Annotated in this window: 17 protein-coding genes; 12 read left to right on the top strand and 5 right to left on the bottom strand. The window is 68.7% G+C overall.

All coding sequences use genetic code 11. The features are described 5' to 3' along the window. The first annotated feature begins 10 nt into the window (after positions 1–10). The 5 genes from AC5P98_RS15740 (at position 11) to AC5P98_RS15720 (ending at position 5,996) form a co-directional block, all read left to right on the top strand. Complete coding sequence (locus tag AC5P98_RS15740) at positions 11–2,056, top strand: TonB-dependent receptor (protein ID WP_495230094.1); 2,046 nt, start codon at positions 11–13, stop codon at positions 2,054–2,056. A 115-nt stretch (positions 2,057–2,171) separates the two neighbouring features. Further along, positions 2,172–3,233, top strand: a complete 1,062-nt coding sequence (locus AC5P98_RS15735) for a two-component system sensor histidine kinase NtrB (RefSeq protein WP_032959394.1) — start codon at positions 2,172–2,174, stop codon at positions 3,231–3,233. Then, positions 3,226–4,674, top strand: coding sequence for a nitrogen regulation protein NR(I) (gene ntrC / locus AC5P98_RS15730; protein ID WP_014645497.1), 1,449 nt, complete (start codon positions 3,226–3,228; stop codon positions 4,672–4,674). Before AC5P98_RS15735 ends, ntrC begins: the two co-directional genes overlap by 8 nt. Positions 4,675–4,767: 93 nt before the next feature. After that, positions 4,768–5,337 (top strand): superoxide dismutase family protein, encoded by a 570-nt coding sequence (locus AC5P98_RS15725; RefSeq protein WP_075075898.1) that lies wholly within the window; start codon positions 4,768–4,770, stop codon positions 5,335–5,337. Between the two features lie 32 nt (positions 5,338–5,369). Next, positions 5,370–5,996: a superoxide dismutase family protein gene (locus AC5P98_RS15720; protein ID WP_049408330.1), complete on the top strand. Its 627-nt coding sequence runs from the start codon at positions 5,370–5,372 to the stop codon at positions 5,994–5,996. Between the two features lie 111 nt (positions 5,997–6,107). On the opposite strand, the gene AC5P98_RS15715 is transcribed toward AC5P98_RS15720, so the two are convergent. Next, complete coding sequence (locus tag AC5P98_RS15715) at positions 6,108–6,995, bottom strand: hypothetical protein (RefSeq protein ID WP_041862938.1); 888 nt, start codon at positions 6,993–6,995, stop codon at positions 6,108–6,110. Positions 6,996–7,088: 93 nt separating this feature from the next. Here AC5P98_RS15715 and AC5P98_RS15710 point away from each other — a divergent pair, with 93 nt between their 5' ends. Further along, entirely contained in the window at positions 7,089–8,384 is a 1,296-nt protein-coding gene (locus AC5P98_RS15710; protein ID WP_087786464.1) for an acetyl-CoA C-acetyltransferase, read from the top strand. A 227-nt stretch (positions 8,385–8,611) separates the two neighbouring features. Here AC5P98_RS15710 and AC5P98_RS15705 read toward each other — a convergent pair whose 3' ends face one another. From AC5P98_RS15705 to AC5P98_RS15695, 3 genes are all read right to left on the bottom strand, one after another. After that, positions 8,612–9,907, bottom strand: a complete 1,296-nt coding sequence (locus AC5P98_RS15705; protein ID WP_049418860.1) for a heme biosynthesis HemY N-terminal domain-containing protein — start codon at positions 9,905–9,907, stop codon at positions 8,612–8,614. A gap of 6 nt (positions 9,908–9,913) precedes the next feature. Further along, complete coding sequence (locus AC5P98_RS15700; protein WP_049405878.1) at positions 9,914–10,891, bottom strand: uroporphyrinogen-III C-methyltransferase; 978 nt, start codon at positions 10,889–10,891, stop codon at positions 9,914–9,916. A gap of 104 nt (positions 10,892–10,995) precedes the next feature. After that, positions 10,996–11,805, bottom strand: a complete 810-nt coding sequence (locus AC5P98_RS15695; protein WP_049405876.1) for a uroporphyrinogen-III synthase — start codon at positions 11,803–11,805, stop codon at positions 10,996–10,998. Positions 11,806–11,840: 35 nt separating this feature from the next. Here AC5P98_RS15695 and AC5P98_RS15690 point away from each other — a divergent pair, with 35 nt between their 5' ends. From AC5P98_RS15690 to AC5P98_RS15670, 5 genes are all read left to right on the top strand, one after another. Continuing rightward, entirely contained in the window at positions 11,841–12,308 is a 468-nt protein-coding gene (locus AC5P98_RS15690; protein WP_005407593.1) for a YiiD C-terminal domain-containing protein, read from the top strand. A gap of 32 nt (positions 12,309–12,340) precedes the next feature. Then, a complete protein-coding gene (locus tag AC5P98_RS15685) occupies positions 12,341–12,766 on the top strand; it encodes a hypothetical protein (protein ID WP_014035526.1) in 426 nt (141 codons plus the stop codon). Positions 12,767–12,823: 57 nt separating this feature from the next. After that, a complete protein-coding gene (locus AC5P98_RS15680) occupies positions 12,824–13,261 on the top strand; it encodes a rhodanese-like domain-containing protein (RefSeq protein ID WP_005411869.1) in 438 nt (145 codons plus the stop codon). Positions 13,262–13,360: 99 nt separating this feature from the next. Beyond that, positions 13,361–13,879, top strand: a complete 519-nt coding sequence (gene secB, locus AC5P98_RS15675; protein WP_005407596.1) for a protein-export chaperone SecB — start codon at positions 13,361–13,363, stop codon at positions 13,877–13,879. Between the two features lie 20 nt (positions 13,880–13,899). Then, on the top strand, positions 13,900–14,925 hold the full coding sequence (locus tag AC5P98_RS15670; protein ID WP_032959354.1) for an NAD(P)H-dependent glycerol-3-phosphate dehydrogenase: 1,026 nt from the start codon (positions 13,900–13,902) through the stop codon (positions 14,923–14,925). A 125-nt stretch (positions 14,926–15,050) separates the two neighbouring features. On the opposite strand, the gene AC5P98_RS15665 is transcribed toward AC5P98_RS15670, so the two are convergent. Beyond that, positions 15,051–15,506 (bottom strand): YybH family protein, encoded by a 456-nt coding sequence (locus AC5P98_RS15665; protein WP_049405235.1) that lies wholly within the window; start codon positions 15,504–15,506, stop codon positions 15,051–15,053. A 135-nt stretch (positions 15,507–15,641) separates the two neighbouring features. Here AC5P98_RS15665 and AC5P98_RS15660 point away from each other — a divergent pair, with 135 nt between their 5' ends. Continuing rightward, on the top strand, positions 15,642–16,307 hold the full coding sequence (locus tag AC5P98_RS15660; protein ID WP_049405233.1) for an Ivy family c-type lysozyme inhibitor: 666 nt from the start codon (positions 15,642–15,644) through the stop codon (positions 16,305–16,307). Positions 16,308–16,439 lie beyond the last annotated feature (132 nt).

Genomic DNA, 16,439 nt, shown 5'->3' with positions numbered 1-16,439 from the left:
CCTCCTTCCCATGAAGACCTCCACGCTGGTCGCCGCCCTGGCGGCCGCACCGTTCGCCCCTGAAGCCTTCGCGCAGTCGGCCGACGCCGCGCTCACCCTCGGCAAGGTGCAGGTGCACCAGCACGGCGAAGGCCAGCTCAGTGCGCACCAGGTGCTGACCTCGGTGGACGTGCTGGGTGCAGACCAGATCGAAAACCGCAACGTTTCGCAAAGCTGGGAACTGCTTGGGCAGATGCCCGGCATCCAGCTCACCGAAACCCGGCAGGGTGCCGAATCGGGCAAGGTCAGCTTCCGCGCCTTCAACGGCGAGGGCTACCTCAACGCCATCAAGACCCTCATCGACGGCATCCCCAGCAACGTCAACAGCGGCAACCAGCGCTTCATCGACATGCTGTTCCCGCTGGACATCAGCTACATCGAAGTAGTGCGTGGTACCAACGACCCGCGCTATGGGCTGCACAACATCGGTGGCAACGTCAACTTCGGCACGCGCCAGGGCGGCAGCTACACCGATGCGCGCCTGGCCTACGGCAGCTACAACACCCGTGATGCGCAGCTGGCGATTGGCCGCGAAGCCAATGGCTTCGCGCAGAACTACTTTGTCGGCACCCAGGCCAGCGATGGTTATCGCGACCACGACACCTCCAGGAAGTACTCGCTGGGCGGCAAGTGGTTCTTCGGCACGCTGGACGAAGGGCTGCGCGTGGGCCTGACCGCGCGCGCCTACCACCATGAGGCCGACGAACCGGGCTTCATGACCGCCGAGGAACTGCGCACGCGCCGCCGTGGCAGCGAGCTGCGCAACGGCAACGATGGCGATGACCGCGACATGCGGCAGATCGCCGCGCACGTCGACCTGAAGCTGTCCGACGCACTCAGCTTCGGCACGCGGCTCTACTACAACCGCTATGAAGACGACCGCCGCGTGACCTTCAGCGACCTGCCCACCGGCAACCTGCCGCGTCAGCGCCGCGTGTGGGATGAACGCCAGACTGGCCTGCTCAGCACGCTGACCTGGCAGGCCAGCCCCACGCTTACCGTCGAAGGCGGCTTGAACTACGAGCAGCAGGACAACGGCTATATCCGCGAGCGCTACGCCTACGCTGAACCGACCGATTACAGCCAGCCGCCGGCGCGCGTGCAGAACGACGACCGCCACAGCTTCGACAACTGGGGCGCCTACGTGCAGGCCATCTACCAGCCCGCCGAGGCGTGGAAGATCGTGCCGGCCTATCGTATCGATCGCTTCAGTGGCCGCACGCACCTGATGAACGGCATCACCGCCCGGCTGCAGGATTACGGCAGCATCGGCCAGCCCAAGCTGAGCATCATCCACAGCCTGGGCCAGACCACCCACGTCTACGCCAACTGGGGCCGCACCTTCCAGGTGCTGACCGGGTCCACCGCACCGGCCTATCTCACCCCGGGGCAGGCGCCGATGCAGCCGTCCACCAATACGGGCATGGAGCTGGGCCTGAAGTTCCAGCCGTTCCAGGGCGCCCAAGCGCGCCTGGCGGTGTGGCAGCAGGACGCGGAAAACGAGGTATCCAACATGCCGGCCACCGGCACCACGGTCACCCTGGGCAAGACCCGCCGGCGCGGCGTGGATGCGCAGTTGAGCCTGCAGCTGGGCGATGACTGGACGGTATGGGCGTCGCACGCCTACCAGGAAGCGAAGATCACCCGCGACGACCGCGATGCCGGCATTTCCCTGCACGGCCGCGAAGTGGCCGCCACCCCGCGCCACATCAGCAATCTGGGTGTGGACTACCGCGCCAGCGACGCGCTGCGCCTCGGCCTGCAGGCACGCGCGCAGGGCGACTACTACCTTGAGGAGCGCAACGTGGCCGGCAAGTTCGGTGGCTTCGCCGTGCTCGACCTCAGTGCTGCCTATCAGCTCACCCCGCGTTTCAGCGTGGACCTGCAACTGAAGAACGTCACCGCCCGCCAGTACGCCTACGCCTGGTACGACAGCTTCTTCTGGGACAGCGCCCGCCCGATGTTCTCGCCGGCGCCGGGCCGCAGCGTATTCGTCGGCCTCAACATGAAGCTGTAACCGGCCACGCATCTGGCAATGGTCGAGCTTGCTCGACCTGCAGCAGGGGTCAGATCCCTTTCCGCCAGGAAAGGGCTCTGACCCCGAACCCCGCGTTTTGCACTACATTGGTGCAATGTCCGACCCCGCACCCCCGCCGTCCCTTGATGCCTTGGGCACGCCGCTGGCCTGGGCCGGGGCCGATGGCTGCATTGCCGGCTGCAATCCGGCCTTCGCCCGCTGGCTGGGCGTCAGCGTCCGGCGCCTGCTGGGTCGGCCATTGGCCGCACTGGAAGTGCAGGGCGAGGCACTTGCCCATTTCCTGGCCCGCGATGAGCGCGACAGCCTGCGCCTGAACCGGCTGGCGCTGGCGGTGCCCGGCGAGGCGCCGCGCTTCGCCGAGGGCTGGATGAGCCGCCGCGACGATGGTGGCTGGCTGCTGGAGGCGCATCCGGTCGATGAATTCCCCGGGCTGGACCCGACCCAGGCGCTGCCCAGTGCGCTCAGCGCGGCGCTGAAGGGCCTGGCCCACGAGCTGCGCAACCCGCTGGCCGGGCTGAAGGGCGCGGCCCAGCTGCTGGCCCGCCGCGCGGCGCAGCGCGATGCCAGCGAACGTGAGCTGATCGAACTGATCGGCTCGGAGATCGAGCGCCTCAACGGCCTTCTCGACCAGCTGCTGTCGCCGGCCCCGGCTGCGCCGCATGCGGAACTGAACATCCATGCCGCGCTCGAGCGCGTGCTGCGCCTGGCCGAGAACGAGGCCGGCTGGGCGGTACGCCTGCAGCGCGACTACGACCCCAGCATTCCCGAATTCCACGGCGACGCCGACCGCCTCACCCAGGCGGTGTGGAACCTGGTGCGCAACGCGATCCAGGCCGGTGCCGGCAGCATCACCCTGCGCACCCGCGTGGAGCATGGGGTGCGCATCGCCGAGCAGTTGCACACGTTGGCCTTGCGCCTGGAAATCGCCGACGACGGCCGTGGCGTGCCCGAGGAGCTGGCCGAACACCTGTTCCTGCCGCTGGTCAGTGGCCGTGCCGAAGGCACCGGGCTGGGCCTGGCACTGGCCCAGCAGGTCGCGCGCGAGCATCGCGGCACGCTCACCTACCGCTCGCGTCCGGGCCATACCGTGTTCACCCTGCTGTTGCCGATCGGCAACGGCGCCGCTCCTGCCGAGGAGGCCCCGCGAGATGTCTGAGTCCCCCACCACCGCACAGCGCATCTGGGTGGTCGACGATGATCGTGCGGTGCGCTTCGTACTGTGCACCGCGCTGCGCGAGGCGGGGTACCAGGTCGTCGATTTCGACAGTGCCGCTCCCGCCCTGCAGGCGTTGAGCGCGGGCCCGCCACCGGCGCTGCTGTTCACCGATGTGCGCATGCCCGGCGACGATGGCCTGGTACTGCTGGACAAGCTCAAGGCCGCGTTGCCGCAGCTGCCGGTGGTGGTGATGTCGGCCTACACCGATGTCGCCAGCACCGCCGGTGCGTTCCGCGGGGGCGCGCATGAATTCCTGTCCAAGCCGTTCGACCTGGACGATGCCGTGGCGCTGGCGCAACGGGTGCTGCCGGCCGTGGCGCCCGCGCTGGCCGCCCCCAGCCCCGCCGCCGAAACGCCCGGCGACCAGCCGCCGCAACTGGTGGGCGATACCCCGCCGATGCGTGCGCTGTTCCGCGCCATCGGTCGCCTGGCGCAGGCACCGCTGGCGGTGCTGATCACCGGCGAGACCGGCACCGGCAAGGAGCTGGTGGCCAATGCGCTGCACCGCGAATCGCCGCGTGCGCAGGGTCCGTTCGTCGCGCTCAATACCGCCGCGATCCCGGCCGAACTGCTGGAGAGCGAGCTGTTCGGCCACGAAGCTGGCGCCTTCACCGGTGCGCAACGCCGCCATGTCGGCCGCTTCGAGCAGGCCAACGGCGGCACGCTGTTCCTGGATGAGATCGGCGACATGCCGTTGCCGCTGCAGACCCGCCTGCTGCGTGTGCTGGCGCAGGGTGAGTTCTTCCGCGTCGGTGGCCGCGAGCTGATCCGCGTCGATGTGCGCGTGGTGGCCGCCACCCACCAGGATCTGGAAGGCCTGGTCGCGCAAGGCAAGTTCCGCGCCGATCTGCTGCATCGCCTGGACGTGGTGCGCCTGCAGTTGCCGCCGCTGCGTGAGCGCCGTGAGGACATCGCGCAACTGGCCAGCACGTTCCTGGCCGCCGCCGCACGCAGGCTGGATACGCCGCCGAAGCGCCTCACCGCCGCGGCTCTGCAGGCGCTGCGCGAACACGACTGGCCGGGCAACGTGCGCGAACTGGAGAACGTGTGCTGGCGGATGGCCGCGCTGGCCGCCGCCGACACCATCGGCGTGGCCGATGTCGATACCGCGCTGAACCGCGCGCGCGGCCGCCGCAACAGCGCCAGCGCAGCCGATCCGGGCCAATGGGAAGCGCTGCTGGCCGAATGGGCGCGCCGTCAGCTGGCCGAAGGCGTGGAAGGGCTGCACGCGCAGGTGCGCGAGCGGGTCGACCATGCCCTGCTGGAGGCAGCGCTGCAGATCACCCACGGTCGCCGCGCCGAAGCCGCTGCCCGCCTCGGCCTCGGCCGCAATACCCTTACCCGCAAGCTGGGCGCCGGGCGCCGTCGCGGGGGCCATTGAACGGTCCCTGCACGCGATCCTCGCGCCCGCTTGCCGAACCGTTGATCGTTCATGGACGATGCAATGCTTAGTGTCACCTGCAAGGAGTCTTCGATGCGTCTGTCCTTTGCCATCCTGCCGTTGTCCGCCGCCGTGCTGCTGTCTGCCTGTGGCAGCGCGCCGAAGAAGGCCGAGCCCACCCCGCCGCCGCCCACCGTGGTCAGCGCAGCGAAGCAGGGTGAAGCCAATCTGTCGCCGGCCTCGGCCAGCATCGTCAGTGGCCGCATCGCACTGATGGTGGAGCCCGGCGGTATCCACGTCACCGGCCTGATCGGTGGCCTGCAGCCGATGCAGCAGGCCGGTTTCCACATCCACGAGCGCGGCGACTGCAGCGCGGTGGATGCCAGCAGCGCCGGCAATCACTTCAACCCCGGTGGCGCCGCGCATGGCCGCGCCGGCACCGGCAAGCACCACCTGGGCGACATGGACAACCTGCGTGCCGATGCCCAGGGCCGCGCCAACGTCGATATCCACCTCAAGGGCGTTACCCTTGGCGGAGGCGCCGCCACCGATATCGCCGGACGTGCACTGGTCGTGCATGCCAACGCCGACGACTATCGCAGCCAGCCCGCCGGCAATGCCGGCGTCCGCATCGCCTGTGGCGTGATCCGGGTCGTCCGCTGATCACTGCAGGCAACATCCAGGGAGAGATTCCAATGCGTCTGATCCACACTTCGCTGTTTGCGGCCATCGCCGCGCTGGGCTTGGCGGCCTGTAACCAGCAGCCCGCCGCGCCGCAGACTGAGACTCCGCCGGCCGCGCCGGCTGACGGCGCCACCACCGAGCCGGCTGCAACTCCTGAACCGGCTGCGGCACCGGCGGCCGATGCTTCGGCAACGGCCGAGCTGGCACCGACCCAGGGCAACGAAACCAAGGGCAGCGTCACCTTCAAGGTGGTCGACGGCAAGGTCCACGTGACCGGCCAGATCACCGGCCTGAAGCCGGGCAGCGAGCACGGCTTCCACATCCACGAGAAGGGCGACTGCAGCGCGCCGGACGGCATGAGCGCCGGCGGCCACTTCAACCCGGGCAAGCAGGATCACGGCAACGTCGCCACCGATCCGCACCACGGCGGCGACATGCCCAACATCAAGGCCGACGACAAGGGCGTGGCCACCATCGACGGCCCGGTGTCGAGCAATGTCAACATCGGCAAGGGTGATGACTTCGACATCATCGGCCGCGGCCTGATCGTCCACGCCGATGCGGACGACTACAAGACCCAGCCGACCGGCAACGCCGGCGCACGCCTGGCGTGTGCGGTGATCCAGAAGGCCCCGTAAGAATCAAGGAACGCCGGCGCAAGACGGCGTTCTTCATTATCGGTAGTGCCGGCCGCTGGCCGGCAATCGCAGATCCGGACGTTGCCGGCCAGCGGCCGGCACTACCCGTCTTCAGCGCGCCAGCAGCTCGCGCGCGTCCTGCCCGGCCTCGCAGTGCACGAACAGCACCGGCACGCCGTGCGCTTCCAGCACCGCGGCCATCTGCCGCTGGCGCATCAGGAACTGCTCGTAGATGCCCTGCAGGCGGTCGCAATCGTTCTTGCTGTGGTTGTAGTACGCGCACCAACCCGCCGGATCGAACAGCGCCATGCGTGCCTCGCCATGGGTATAGCGCAGCAGCGGCTCGGGCGCGGCATTGAGCCACTCGTCTTCGCCCGGCGCCATGATCGCGGTCTCGATCAGCGGCCACAGCGCCGCCAGGCCCTGGTTGTCGTACTGCATCGACATCATCGCGGCCAGGTCGTTCACGGTGAAATAGCGCGCGTGTTCGATGCGGGCACCGAAGCTGTTCTGTGCCATCAACGCGGTGTCGGCATGCGCCATGCCGTTGGCCAGCAGTGTTTCTTCCAGCGCATTGGCCACCGCGTTGGTGGTGGCCACGTCGCTGCCGGTCAGCAGGAACGGCACCACGCGCAGGCCGCCCCCCACCAGGGTCGCATCGGCCTGGAACGGCAGCGGCACATCGCCTGCGGCATCGGTGCCGAAGGCCAGCAGGCGCGGGCCCTGGTTGCGGCCCGGGGCACGCATCTGCAGTTCTTCCAGGCGGCGATGGATCGGCCAGCCCGGGCGCAGTACTTCGGCCGGGTCGAAATGGGCGGCCGCGAACACCAGGTCCAGCTCGGCCACCTGCGGCACCAGCTTGGAAAGGTCACGGCCGACGCGTTCGGCCAGTTCACCGGCCTGTTCAGCGCTGAGCACCGCCTGGCGGGGGATTTCGCCGCCGGCCAGTTCCAGGGCCAGCACGCCAAGGGCATTCATCGCGGGGTCGGGTTTGCTCATGGTTCCACGGTTGGCCCATCACAGGGCGGCAGCTACACTTGGCTCCATTATGCCTGCTCCGCCGTGCAGGCCATGTTGCAGACACCCTCATCCATGCCAGGTATCTCCATGCCCAACGCTCGTCCCGTCGCCATCCTCGGTGGCGTCCGCATTCCGTTCTGCCGCCAGAACACCGCGTATTCGGATGTCGGCAACCTCGGCATGTCGGTCCGTACGCTGGGCGCGCTGGTCGAACGTTTCGGCCTGCACGGCCAGCAGCTGGGCGAAGTGGCGATGGGTGCGGTGATCAAGCACTCCAGCGACTGGAACCTGGGCCGTGAGGCCACGCTGTCCTCCGGCCTGTCGCCGCTGACCCCGGGCATCACCCTGCAGCGCGCCTGCGGCACGTCGCTGGACAGCATCATCACCGTGGCCAACAAGATCGCGCTGGGCCAGATCGAATCGGGCATCGGTGGCGGTTCTGACACCACGTCCGACGTGCCGATCGTCTACGGCAAGAAGCTGCGTGCACGCCTGCTGGCCGCCAACCGCGCCAAGAGCACCGGCGACAAGATCCGCGCGCTCACCGCCGGCTTCAAGTTCTCCGAGCTCAAGCCCGAGTTCCCGGGCGTGGCCGAGCCGCGCACCGGCAAGAGCATGGGCGACCACTGCGAGGACATGGCCAAGGAATGGAACATCTCGCGCGACTCGCAGGATGAGTGGGCGGTGTCCTCGCACAAGAAGCTGGCCGCCGCCTATGAGCGTGGCTTCTTCAACGACCTGATCGCACCGTTCCGTGGCGTCGAGCGTGACAACATCCTGCGCCCGGATACCTCGCTGGAAAAGCTGGCCACGCTGAAGCCGGCGTTCGACAAGGTCTCCGGCCGCGGCACGCTGACCGCCGCCAATTCCACCCCGCTGACCGACGGTGCCGCTGCGGTACTGCTGGCCAGCGAAGAGTGGGCGCGCGCGCACGGCCATGAGCCGCAGGCCTACCTGCGCGACGCGCATGTCTCTGCGGTGGACTTCGTGCATGGCGAAGGCCTGCTGATGGCGCCGACCATCGCGGTGCCGGAGATGCTCAAGCGTAATGGCCTGACCCTGCAGGACTTCGACATCTACGAGATCCACGAAGCCTTCGCCGCGCAGGTGCTGTGCACCCTGCGTGCGTGGGAGAGCGAGGATTACTGCCGCAACCGCCTGGGGCTGGACGCACCGCTGGGCCGCATCGACCCGGACAAGATCAACCTGCTGGGTTCGTCGCTGGCCACCGGTCATCCGTTCGCCGCCACCGGCGCCCGCGTCATCGCCACCGCCGCCAAGCAGCTGGCCGAACGCGGCGGTGGTCGCGCGCTGGTGTCGATCTGCACCGCCGGCGGCATGGGCGTGGTGGCGATCGTCGAACGCTGATCGCTGCGACCGCGCGCCAACCAAGGTTGGCGACTACCAGAAATGCGTGCTGGATCTGCTGTGGTAGATGCCGACCTTGGTCGGCCGTGAAACGGCATCGCTCGGAAGAGGCCACGCGCCAACCAGGGTTGGCGACTACCAGGTCCCGCAGATGAAAACGCCGCCCATTGGGCGGCGTTTTTTGCTCCTGTGGGTGCCGACCGTTGGTCGGCCCACTTCAGCAGCGGTTACGGCAACCGCGGATTACCGAATTCGTCGCGCTCTTCGTTGGCGTCATACACCGGCGGCTGCACCGCGAGCGGCTGTTCTTCCACCGTGGCACGCAGTGGCGTCTCGCCGCCGCGCACCAGCGCCACGCTGTCCTCGCCGCGCTGCAGGCGCAGCGCATTGGCCAGGCACTGCGCGGCCAGCGCGTGTTCGCCACGCTGGGCGAACAGTTCACCCAGCGCTTCCCACGCCGGTGCACCGGCGCCGGCGGCGATGGCCTCGTGCAGGAACGCATCGGCGGCCTCCCACTGCTGCTGGGCCAGGGCCACGCGGCCCTGCGCCAAGCGCAACGCGGCCGAGCCGTCATGCACGTTGCGCCAACGTGCGAGGTTGGCTTGGCGGGTAGCCAGGCGCTCGGCCGGCAGACGGCCATACAGCGCCACCAGTTCGTCATCCCAGCGCTGGTCCAGGGCCTGTTCCAGCGCCAGCAGCGCCGGCTCGTCCCAGTCCAGCGCCACCGCGCGGCTGGCATAGGCGCCAACCACGTCCGGAGTCGGTCGCAGTGCCTTCGGCGTGGCTTCCCACTGCGCGGCCAGTGCGTTGACGTCGGCCGCTTCCAGCAGCGCCTGTGCAGCCAGGCGTGCTTCCAGTTCACTGCTGGCCTCGGCCGGCAGCACCTTGCTCTGGCGCAGTGCACCCAGCTGGCCATACGCCTCGTGGGCGCGGCCGGCCTGTGCCAGTGCCTCGGTGCGCAGCCACAGGCCACGTGGCGGCAGCGGCTGGATCGCCGCTACGTCCAATGCGTTGATCGCATCCACCGGCAGATCGCGCGCCAGCAGCTGTTCGGCGCGCAGCAGCGCCTGCAGGGTGGCATCACTTTCGCCCAGGCGCTGCAGCAGCGCCTCGCCAGCCGGGCCGTCGGCACGTGCCTGCGCGCTGCGCACGGCGTTGGCCAGCGCCACCGCGCTCACCTCCGGGTCCTTGGCGGCACCGTCCAGCAGTTTCTCGGCACGCTGCCACTGGCCGTGCTCATAGGCCTGCAGGCCGTCGATCAGGCGCACCCGGCCCTGTTTGCGGCGGTAGCGGCCCCAGGCGCGGAACGGTGCGGCGATCAGGCTCCACAGCAGCCATAGCACCAGCACCGCGATCACTGCCAGCAGCGCCACCTTCGGCAGGTTGCTGTGGTAGTCGTAGCCGCCGTAGCGCAGGGTCACTTCGCCGAAGCGGTTCAGGTCATCGGCGCCGAGCCATTGCGCAGCGACCACGCCGATGGCCACGGCCAGCAACAGCACGACCAGGGATTGCAGGGGTTTCATGCGGGCTTACCTCCGGTCGGTCTGGGTGCGCAGTTGTTGCAGGGTGCTGCCAAGGACAGCGTCGTTGGCCTGCAGCGGCAGTTCGCGCAAGGCCTTCAGTTCAGCACGTTGCGCGCGCAGGGCTGGTGAATCCGGCCAGCGCCGCTGTGCCCAGTGCTCCACGCGGTCCAATGCGGTATTGCGCCCCGCGCGGTCGCCGCGCTCGATTGCCGCACGTGCCAATGTCAGTTCCAGCTGCAGCGCGTCGTCGGCATTGCGCTGTTCGGCGGCGGTCAGCGGGCCGTTCTGGCGGCTCGGGGTGATGTCCACGAACGGCGCCAGAGCTGCCTGCCACCAGGGTTTGGCGGTGCTGCTGCCGGTCGTGCCGGTGATCTGCGAAGGCAGGCCCTGCAGTGCCCTGCCCACAGCATCCAGGCGCTGCAGCGACTGCACGCGGGGGCCGCTGCCGAGCGCATCCAGTGCCTCGCGCTCCTGCACCAGCGCCTGGCGCAGGTTCAGGCCATCACTGTCGGGCAGTTCGGCCAGTGCCGTCGCGGCCTGGGCGTACAACCGGCGTGCGCCTTCCACATCGTCGGCGTAGTTCAGGCGCTGCGCGGCCTGGGTCAGCAGCAGTTCGGCCTCATCGCGCTGTACCGCCTGGCGGCCCTGGTTGGCGCTGTCGGCCAGCTTGGCCAGGTTCTCTTCCAGCAATGCGCTGCGCTGGGAAAGGCCCAGCATCTCGTCGCGCAGCACGCGGTTGGTGGCGGCCGCGTCCTGCATGCGCTGGCTGGTCGCGCGCTGGTCACGACGCAGCGCATCCAGCGTGGCCTCCAGGCCCTTCAGCTGGACAGCCGTGGTCTGTGCCTGCGCTGCCTGTTCGTTCTGTTGCTGTTGCCAGACATACCAGCCGGCATAGCCGCCCACGCCGAGCACGACCACACCGGCCAGCGGCAGCAGCCAGCGCACGGGTCGACGGGGCGGGGAAACGGGCGGAGTGTCGTTCATCGGGCTTCCTTGTCGGCAACGTCGCCGGTCGGGGGCCGGCAGGCCGCGTTGTGCACAGCATCACTGTTGCCGACGACAGCGGCAAGCGTGACCCACGTCCCTGTTCAGGTCGCTGCCGGGACGGTGAGCGTGGCGTGTGCGGCCGCCACCAGCTGCGCGCTGGTGGGGCCTGCCGCGCGCACGACATGCTGCAGGCCCAGTGCCCGGGCCTGTTCGCCGAGGCGATCACTGGCCACCACGGCAGTCGCGTGCGCCTGCAGACGCTGCTGCAAGGGCGGCGGAAGCTGCTGCCAGAAATGCTGCAGCGCTTCGCCACTGCTCACCGCCAGCATCCACGGCTGCGCTGAATGCGCCAATCGAGCCAGCGCACGGGGCGGCAGGTGCAGCAGGCGACGCTGGTAGATGTCGGCACGTTCGATTGTGGCGCCGGCCGCCTGCAGCCGCGCGGCAATCAGGCCACGCCCGCCGGGCGCGGTCACCAGGCCGATGCGCAGGCCCTGTACGTCAGCCAGCACCGGCAGCGCCAGCAGGCCTTCACTGTCCATCCGCTGCGGCGCATGCACCTCGGTGATGCCGTGTGCCCGCAATGCGCGCGCGGTGCCTTCGCCGACGGTCAGCCACGGGCTGCGCTGCGCCTCGGCCAGCGGCAGCAGGGTGGCGGCCGCGGTCACGGCGGCCGGGCTGGTGAACACCACCCGATCGCAGTTCAGCGCGCGTTGCAGCTGACGCACCACAGGCGTGCCATGCAGGCGCTGCAGGCGCCAGGGCGCCAGGGCCAGGACATGCCCGCCCAGCCCAGCAACGGCGCGGCGCAGCGCCACATTCTGGCCCTGCGGGCGCAGCGAGATCAGGGTCCAGCGCGCGCCGGAACGTGTGGCGCCAGTGGGTATCGTATGGTCGACCATTGCCTGCATTATGCGGGCCCTTCGTTGTCGTGGTCGCTGCTCCGATGTCCGTTGATGCCCTGACTTCCTCGTTGGCCGCCCTGCAGGACGTGCTGGACTGCATGCCGGCGGTGCGCGCCATGCAGATCCAGCTCGACGGCTATGCCGATGGCGTGCTGCGCATCACCGCGCCGCTGGCCGCCAACGTCAACGACAAGGGCAACGCCTTCGGCGGCAGCCTGGCCTCGGTGCTGACCCTGTCCGGCTGGGCGCTGGTCAGCCTGCGCCTGCGCCTGGCCGGCCACGATGCCGAGGTCTACGTGGCCGACAGCAACCTGCGCTACCTGGCCCCGGTCTACGAAGACCTGCACGCCCACGCCGAAGCGGCCGAGGCCACCGGCTGGGATGCCTTCCTGAACACCTTCCGGCAGCGCCGCAAGGCCCGCATCAGCATCATCGCCACCCAGCCCGGCGCCGATGGCAAGCCCGCCGCCGAATTCAGCGGTCGCTTCGTTGCCTTCGCCAAAGGGTAGGATGGCAGGCTGACGTTCTGGGGAAACCACTGATGCGCCGCCTGATCCAGTTCCTGATCTGTTCCCTGCTGCTGGCCAGTGCCGTGGCCTCGGCCGACGACCTCAGCCGCAAGCAGCGCAAGCTGCTGGAAGAGACCCAGATCGCCTACGGGGCGACCATCCGCTGGGGCAGCATGGACGATGCCATCGGCTACCTCGACCCCAAGCTGCGCAAGGAAAAGCCGCCCACCGAGTTCGAGCTCAACCGTTACGCGCAGCTGCGCGTGTCGTCCTACCGCGAGCGCAGCAGTGCCTCACTGGACGGGGGACTGGTCGAGCGGCGGGTCGAAATCGGGGTGATCAACCAGAACACCCAGGCCGAGCGCACGGTGGTCGTGGTCGAGCGCTGGCGCTGGGACCCGGAAGCCAAGCGCTGGTGGCAGACCGCCGGCCTGCCGGACCTGTGGAAGGGGCAGTGACGGGCTGCGTCCGGCTTGTGCGACAATCGGCGCCCGCTTAATCGACCCGTGACCTGAGTGAATTACGAAGAGTTGCTGGCCTTTGCAGGCCGAAACCCGATGCTGTCCGCGGCCCTGGTCGGCCTGACCGTGGCCATCATCGTCACCGAGATCCGCCGCCTGTTCCGGGGCTTCAAGGGCATCAAGCCCGCCGAACTGACCCAGCTGATGAACGCGGGCGGCACGGTGGTGGTCGACCTGTCGGCCAGCGGTGACTTCGAGAAGGGCCACATTGCCGGCAGCCGCAACGCCCAGGCCAGTGCCTTCGGCCCGGACCACAAGCTGGTGGCCAACGCCAAGCAGTCGCCGGTGGTGCTGGTGTGCCGCAGCGGCAACGCCTCGGAAACCGCCGCCAAGGCGCTGAAGAAGGCCGGCTTCGAGAAGGTCTACGTGCTCGACGGCGGCATTCCCGCCTGGCAGCAGGCCGAGCTGCCGCTGGTCAAGGGCCGCAACTGATTGCCGCAGGTGGCGGATCCGGCCTTGTATGGGCCTGATCCCGCCCCCATCGCAGTAATTCGACCATCGTTTTCATTGCATTCATTGGAGTTACTGGAAATGTCCGAAGAGATCACCAACGGCGCTGCTGCGCCGGTCGATGCCGCCACCGGCCCCGCTTTCACCGTCGAGAAGATCTACGTCAAGGACGTCTCCTTCGAGTCGCCGAACGCCCCGACCATCTTCAATGACCAGGTGCAGCCGGAGCTGCAGCTGAACCTGAACCAGCAGGTGCAGCGCCTGGGTGAGAACGCCTTCGAAGTCGTGCTGGCCGTGACCCTGACCTGCCAGGCCGGTGAGCGCACCGCCTACGTGGCCGAAGTGAAGCAGGCCGGCGTGTTCGGCCTGGTCGGCCTGGACCCGCAGTCGATCGACGTGCTGCTCGGCACCCAGTGCCCGAACATCCTGTTCCCGTACGTGCGCCAGCTGATCAGCGACCTGATCCAGGCCGGCGGCTTCCCGCCGTTCTTCCTGCAGCCGATCAACTTCGAAGGCCTGTACGCAGAAACCCTGCGCCAGCGCCAGGAGCAGGGCGACGCACCGTCGCTGGCTGACTCCGAGCCGGCTGGCAACGCCTGATTCCTGCCGCGACGTCACGGATGAGCACTCCCGCTGACAAGATCGCCGTGCTGGGCGCCGGTTCCTGGGGAACCGCGCTGGCCAGCCTGCTCGCACGGCACGGTCATCCGACCGTGCTGTGGGGGCGCGACGCTGCCGTGGTCGAGGCCATCGACCAGCGCCACGAGAACCCGCGCTACCTGCCGGGCATCCCGCTGCCGGACAGCCTGCGTGCCACCACCGACCTGGCGTCGGCGGTGGAAGGCGCGGCCTGGATCCTGGTGGTGACCCCGTCGCATGCGTTCGGTGAAACCGTGCGCGCGCTGGCGCCGCTGCGTCCGGCCGGTGCCGGCGTGGCCTGGGCCACCAAGGGCTTCGAACCCGGTTCGGGCCGCTTCCTGCATGAAGTGGCGCGCGAAGTGCTGGGCGAGGACGTGCCTCTGGCCGTCGTCACCGGGCCGTCGTTCGCCAAGGAAGTAACCCAGGGCCTGCCCACCGCGATCACCGTGCACGGCGACGTGCCCGAGTTCGCGCAGACGGTGGCCGAGGCGATGCATGGCCCGGCGTTCCGCGCCTACACCGGCGACGACATGGTCGGTGCCGAGCTGGGCGGTGCGATGAAGAACGTGCTGGCGGTGGCCACCGGCGTGGCCGATGGCATGCAGCTGGGCCTCAACGCCCGTGCCGGCCTGATCACCCGTGGCCTCAACGAGATGCTGCGCCTGGCTGCGGCGATTGGCGCCAAGCCGGAAACGCTGATGGGCCTGGCCGGCCTGGGCGATCTGGTGCTGACCTGCACCGGCGACCTGTCGCGCAACCGTCGCCTGGGCCTGGCCCTGGGCCGTGGCCAGTCGCTGCAGGATGCCGTGCGCGAAATCGGCCAGGTGGTCGAGTCGGTGCAGACCGCCGACGAAGTGATGCGACAGGCGCGCCGCCATGGCATCGACCTGCCGATCTCCGACGGCGTGCGTGCCGTGCTGCACGGCGAGCAGACCCCGGAAGAAGGCCTGCGCGCACTGCTGGCGCGGGAACAGAAACCGGAATACCCGGACACGCTGTTCAAGTGAATCGAAAAACCCCGGCCACGTGCCGGGGTTTTTTTATGTGCGCGACCCATCCACGCGTGGCGTGGATCTACTGCCGAACCCGCTTCTGGTAGCTGCCAACCTTGGTCGGCGCCCGACGGCGGCAATCACCGCGCCCGTGGCGGCGCGCTGGTGTTGTCCATGTCCGAGAAGATCAACCACGGCCCGTCGCCCACGCGCTTCAGCGCCAGCGTGAACTTGCCGGTGTCCCCCTCGTTGCTGCCGTAGCGATACGCACCAATGATGTAGCCCGTGTTGCCCTCCACCGAGTGAGCCAACGCCCGCAGCCGCAACGGACTGCCGCCCTGGCCGGCATACGCGGCCTCGATCGCAGTACGCCCGCGCACCGGCGGCTGGTTGCTCTGCAGTACAAAACCATCCTCGGCAAACAGCGCAGCCAATGCCTTGGCATCAGCCGAGCGCCACACCTGCTCGTAATCGCGTAGTACGCGCTCCAGCGGTGCGGGCAGGGCTGCGCCCGGGAGAGGCCGTGCAGGCTTCGCGCCTTCTGCATCGTGGGCAATTGCCGGCGATGCCAGCAGCAGGGCACTGCAGAAGATCATGGCGAGTCGTGTACGGCGCATGCGTCCGGCTCCAGGCGATGACGGGACGCTACGAACGCATCCTGGCACGGTGCTGGTTAGAATCACGCGGCTGCCGATTTGCTGGATGCAGCGCAGATCAGACAAGGACAGGGAATGAAGATTCGAATCACAGGGATGGCACTGACGGTCGCATTGCTGGCCGCCTGCGGGCAGGCACCGGCACCCGATGCAGCACCAGCCGCACCAGCACCGGCCACAGAAGCACCTGCGGCCACGGCAACGGTGGTCGAGAAGGCGCCATCCATCGAAGATGGCGTGGATCCCTCGGTGTGGGACAACGAAGGCGAACCGGAAGACCCGAGTGCCGACGGCGAACTCACCTGCGCGGACAACCCGCTGGCGACGCATTTCTTCACCCTGGTGGGCGGCAATACCGTGGACGACTGCGGCCGCAAGGACCCGAAGGTGCTGGCCGCGTTCAACGCCCTGATGAAGGACACAGCCGCAGCCGAATCCGCTGACAGGGAGATTCCATCGCTGCGCGAACGCCTGTTGAGCGGGCCCAGCGGTCCTGGTGAGCTGCTGGTGCTGCAGGGCGAGCCGTGGTGGTTCTATACCGCCTGCCAGGCCCACGACTGCCCCGGCACCGCATTGACGATGCTGTATTCGGCCGACCAGTCGAAGATGGTCGGCCGTCTTACCGCGCGCTGCCGTGTCTGGTGGCTGGGCGAGCCGACGGCGGAACAACGTGCGCAGATCGAACAGCGCCAGCCACTGCAGGATGCCGCGTTGAAGGAAGACAGCGCACTCTGCGAGTGATGTGGCGCGCTCCGCAGCGCCGAATCATACCCGGCGGAATCGCGGGCGTTGTCGCCCGCGTCACCCTTCCGGCCGCATACGCGCGCTGGCCTGTGCTGTCAGCGACAGACTGGCCATCATCAAGATCGCCAC

This window comes from Stenotrophomonas sp. YJH_SMC_135 (assembly GCF_059372355.1).
This window is presented reverse-complemented; position numbering and strand designations above follow the sequence as displayed.

Bases quoted from the DNA above. Each gene is read 5' to 3' on its own strand.
- AC5P98_RS15700 (WP_049405878.1), bottom strand. From the start codon at position 10,891: ATGAACGACACTCCGCCCGTTTCCCCGCCCCGTCGACCCGTGCGCTGG.
- AC5P98_RS15660 (WP_049405233.1), top strand. From the start codon at position 15,642: ATGAAGATTCGAATCACAGGGATGGCACTGACGGTCGCATTGCTGGCC.
- AC5P98_RS15735 (WP_032959394.1), top strand. From the start codon at position 2,172: ATGTCCGACCCCGCACCCCCGCCGTCCCTTGATGCCTTGGGCACGCCG.
- AC5P98_RS15740 (WP_495230094.1), top strand. From the start codon at position 11: ATGAAGACCTCCACGCTGGTCGCCGCCCTGGCGGCCGCACCGTTCGCC.
- secB (WP_005407596.1), top strand. From the start codon at position 13,361: ATGTCCGAAGAGATCACCAACGGCGCTGCTGCGCCGGTCGATGCCGCC.
- ntrC (WP_014645497.1), top strand. From the start codon at position 3,226: ATGTCTGAGTCCCCCACCACCGCACAGCGCATCTGGGTGGTCGACGAT.
- AC5P98_RS15695 (WP_049405876.1), bottom strand. From the start codon at position 11,805: ATGCAGGCAATGGTCGACCATACGATACCCACTGGCGCCACACGTTCC.
- AC5P98_RS15715 (WP_041862938.1), bottom strand. From the start codon at position 6,995: ATGAGCAAACCCGACCCCGCGATGAATGCCCTTGGCGTGCTGGCCCTG.
- AC5P98_RS15665 (WP_049405235.1), bottom strand. From the start codon at position 15,506: ATGATCTTCTGCAGTGCCCTGCTGCTGGCATCGCCGGCAATTGCCCAC.
- AC5P98_RS15670 (WP_032959354.1), top strand. From the start codon at position 13,900: ATGAGCACTCCCGCTGACAAGATCGCCGTGCTGGGCGCCGGTTCCTGG.
- AC5P98_RS15720 (WP_049408330.1), top strand. From the start codon at position 5,370: ATGCGTCTGATCCACACTTCGCTGTTTGCGGCCATCGCCGCGCTGGGC.
- AC5P98_RS15710 (WP_087786464.1), top strand. From the start codon at position 7,089: ATGCCAGGTATCTCCATGCCCAACGCTCGTCCCGTCGCCATCCTCGGT.
- AC5P98_RS15705 (WP_049418860.1), bottom strand. From the start codon at position 9,907: ATGAAACCCCTGCAATCCCTGGTCGTGCTGTTGCTGGCCGTGGCCATC.
- AC5P98_RS15690 (WP_005407593.1), top strand. From the start codon at position 11,841: ATGTCCGTTGATGCCCTGACTTCCTCGTTGGCCGCCCTGCAGGACGTG.
- AC5P98_RS15725 (WP_075075898.1), top strand. From the start codon at position 4,768: ATGCGTCTGTCCTTTGCCATCCTGCCGTTGTCCGCCGCCGTGCTGCTG.
- AC5P98_RS15685 (WP_014035526.1), top strand. From the start codon at position 12,341: ATGCGCCGCCTGATCCAGTTCCTGATCTGTTCCCTGCTGCTGGCCAGT.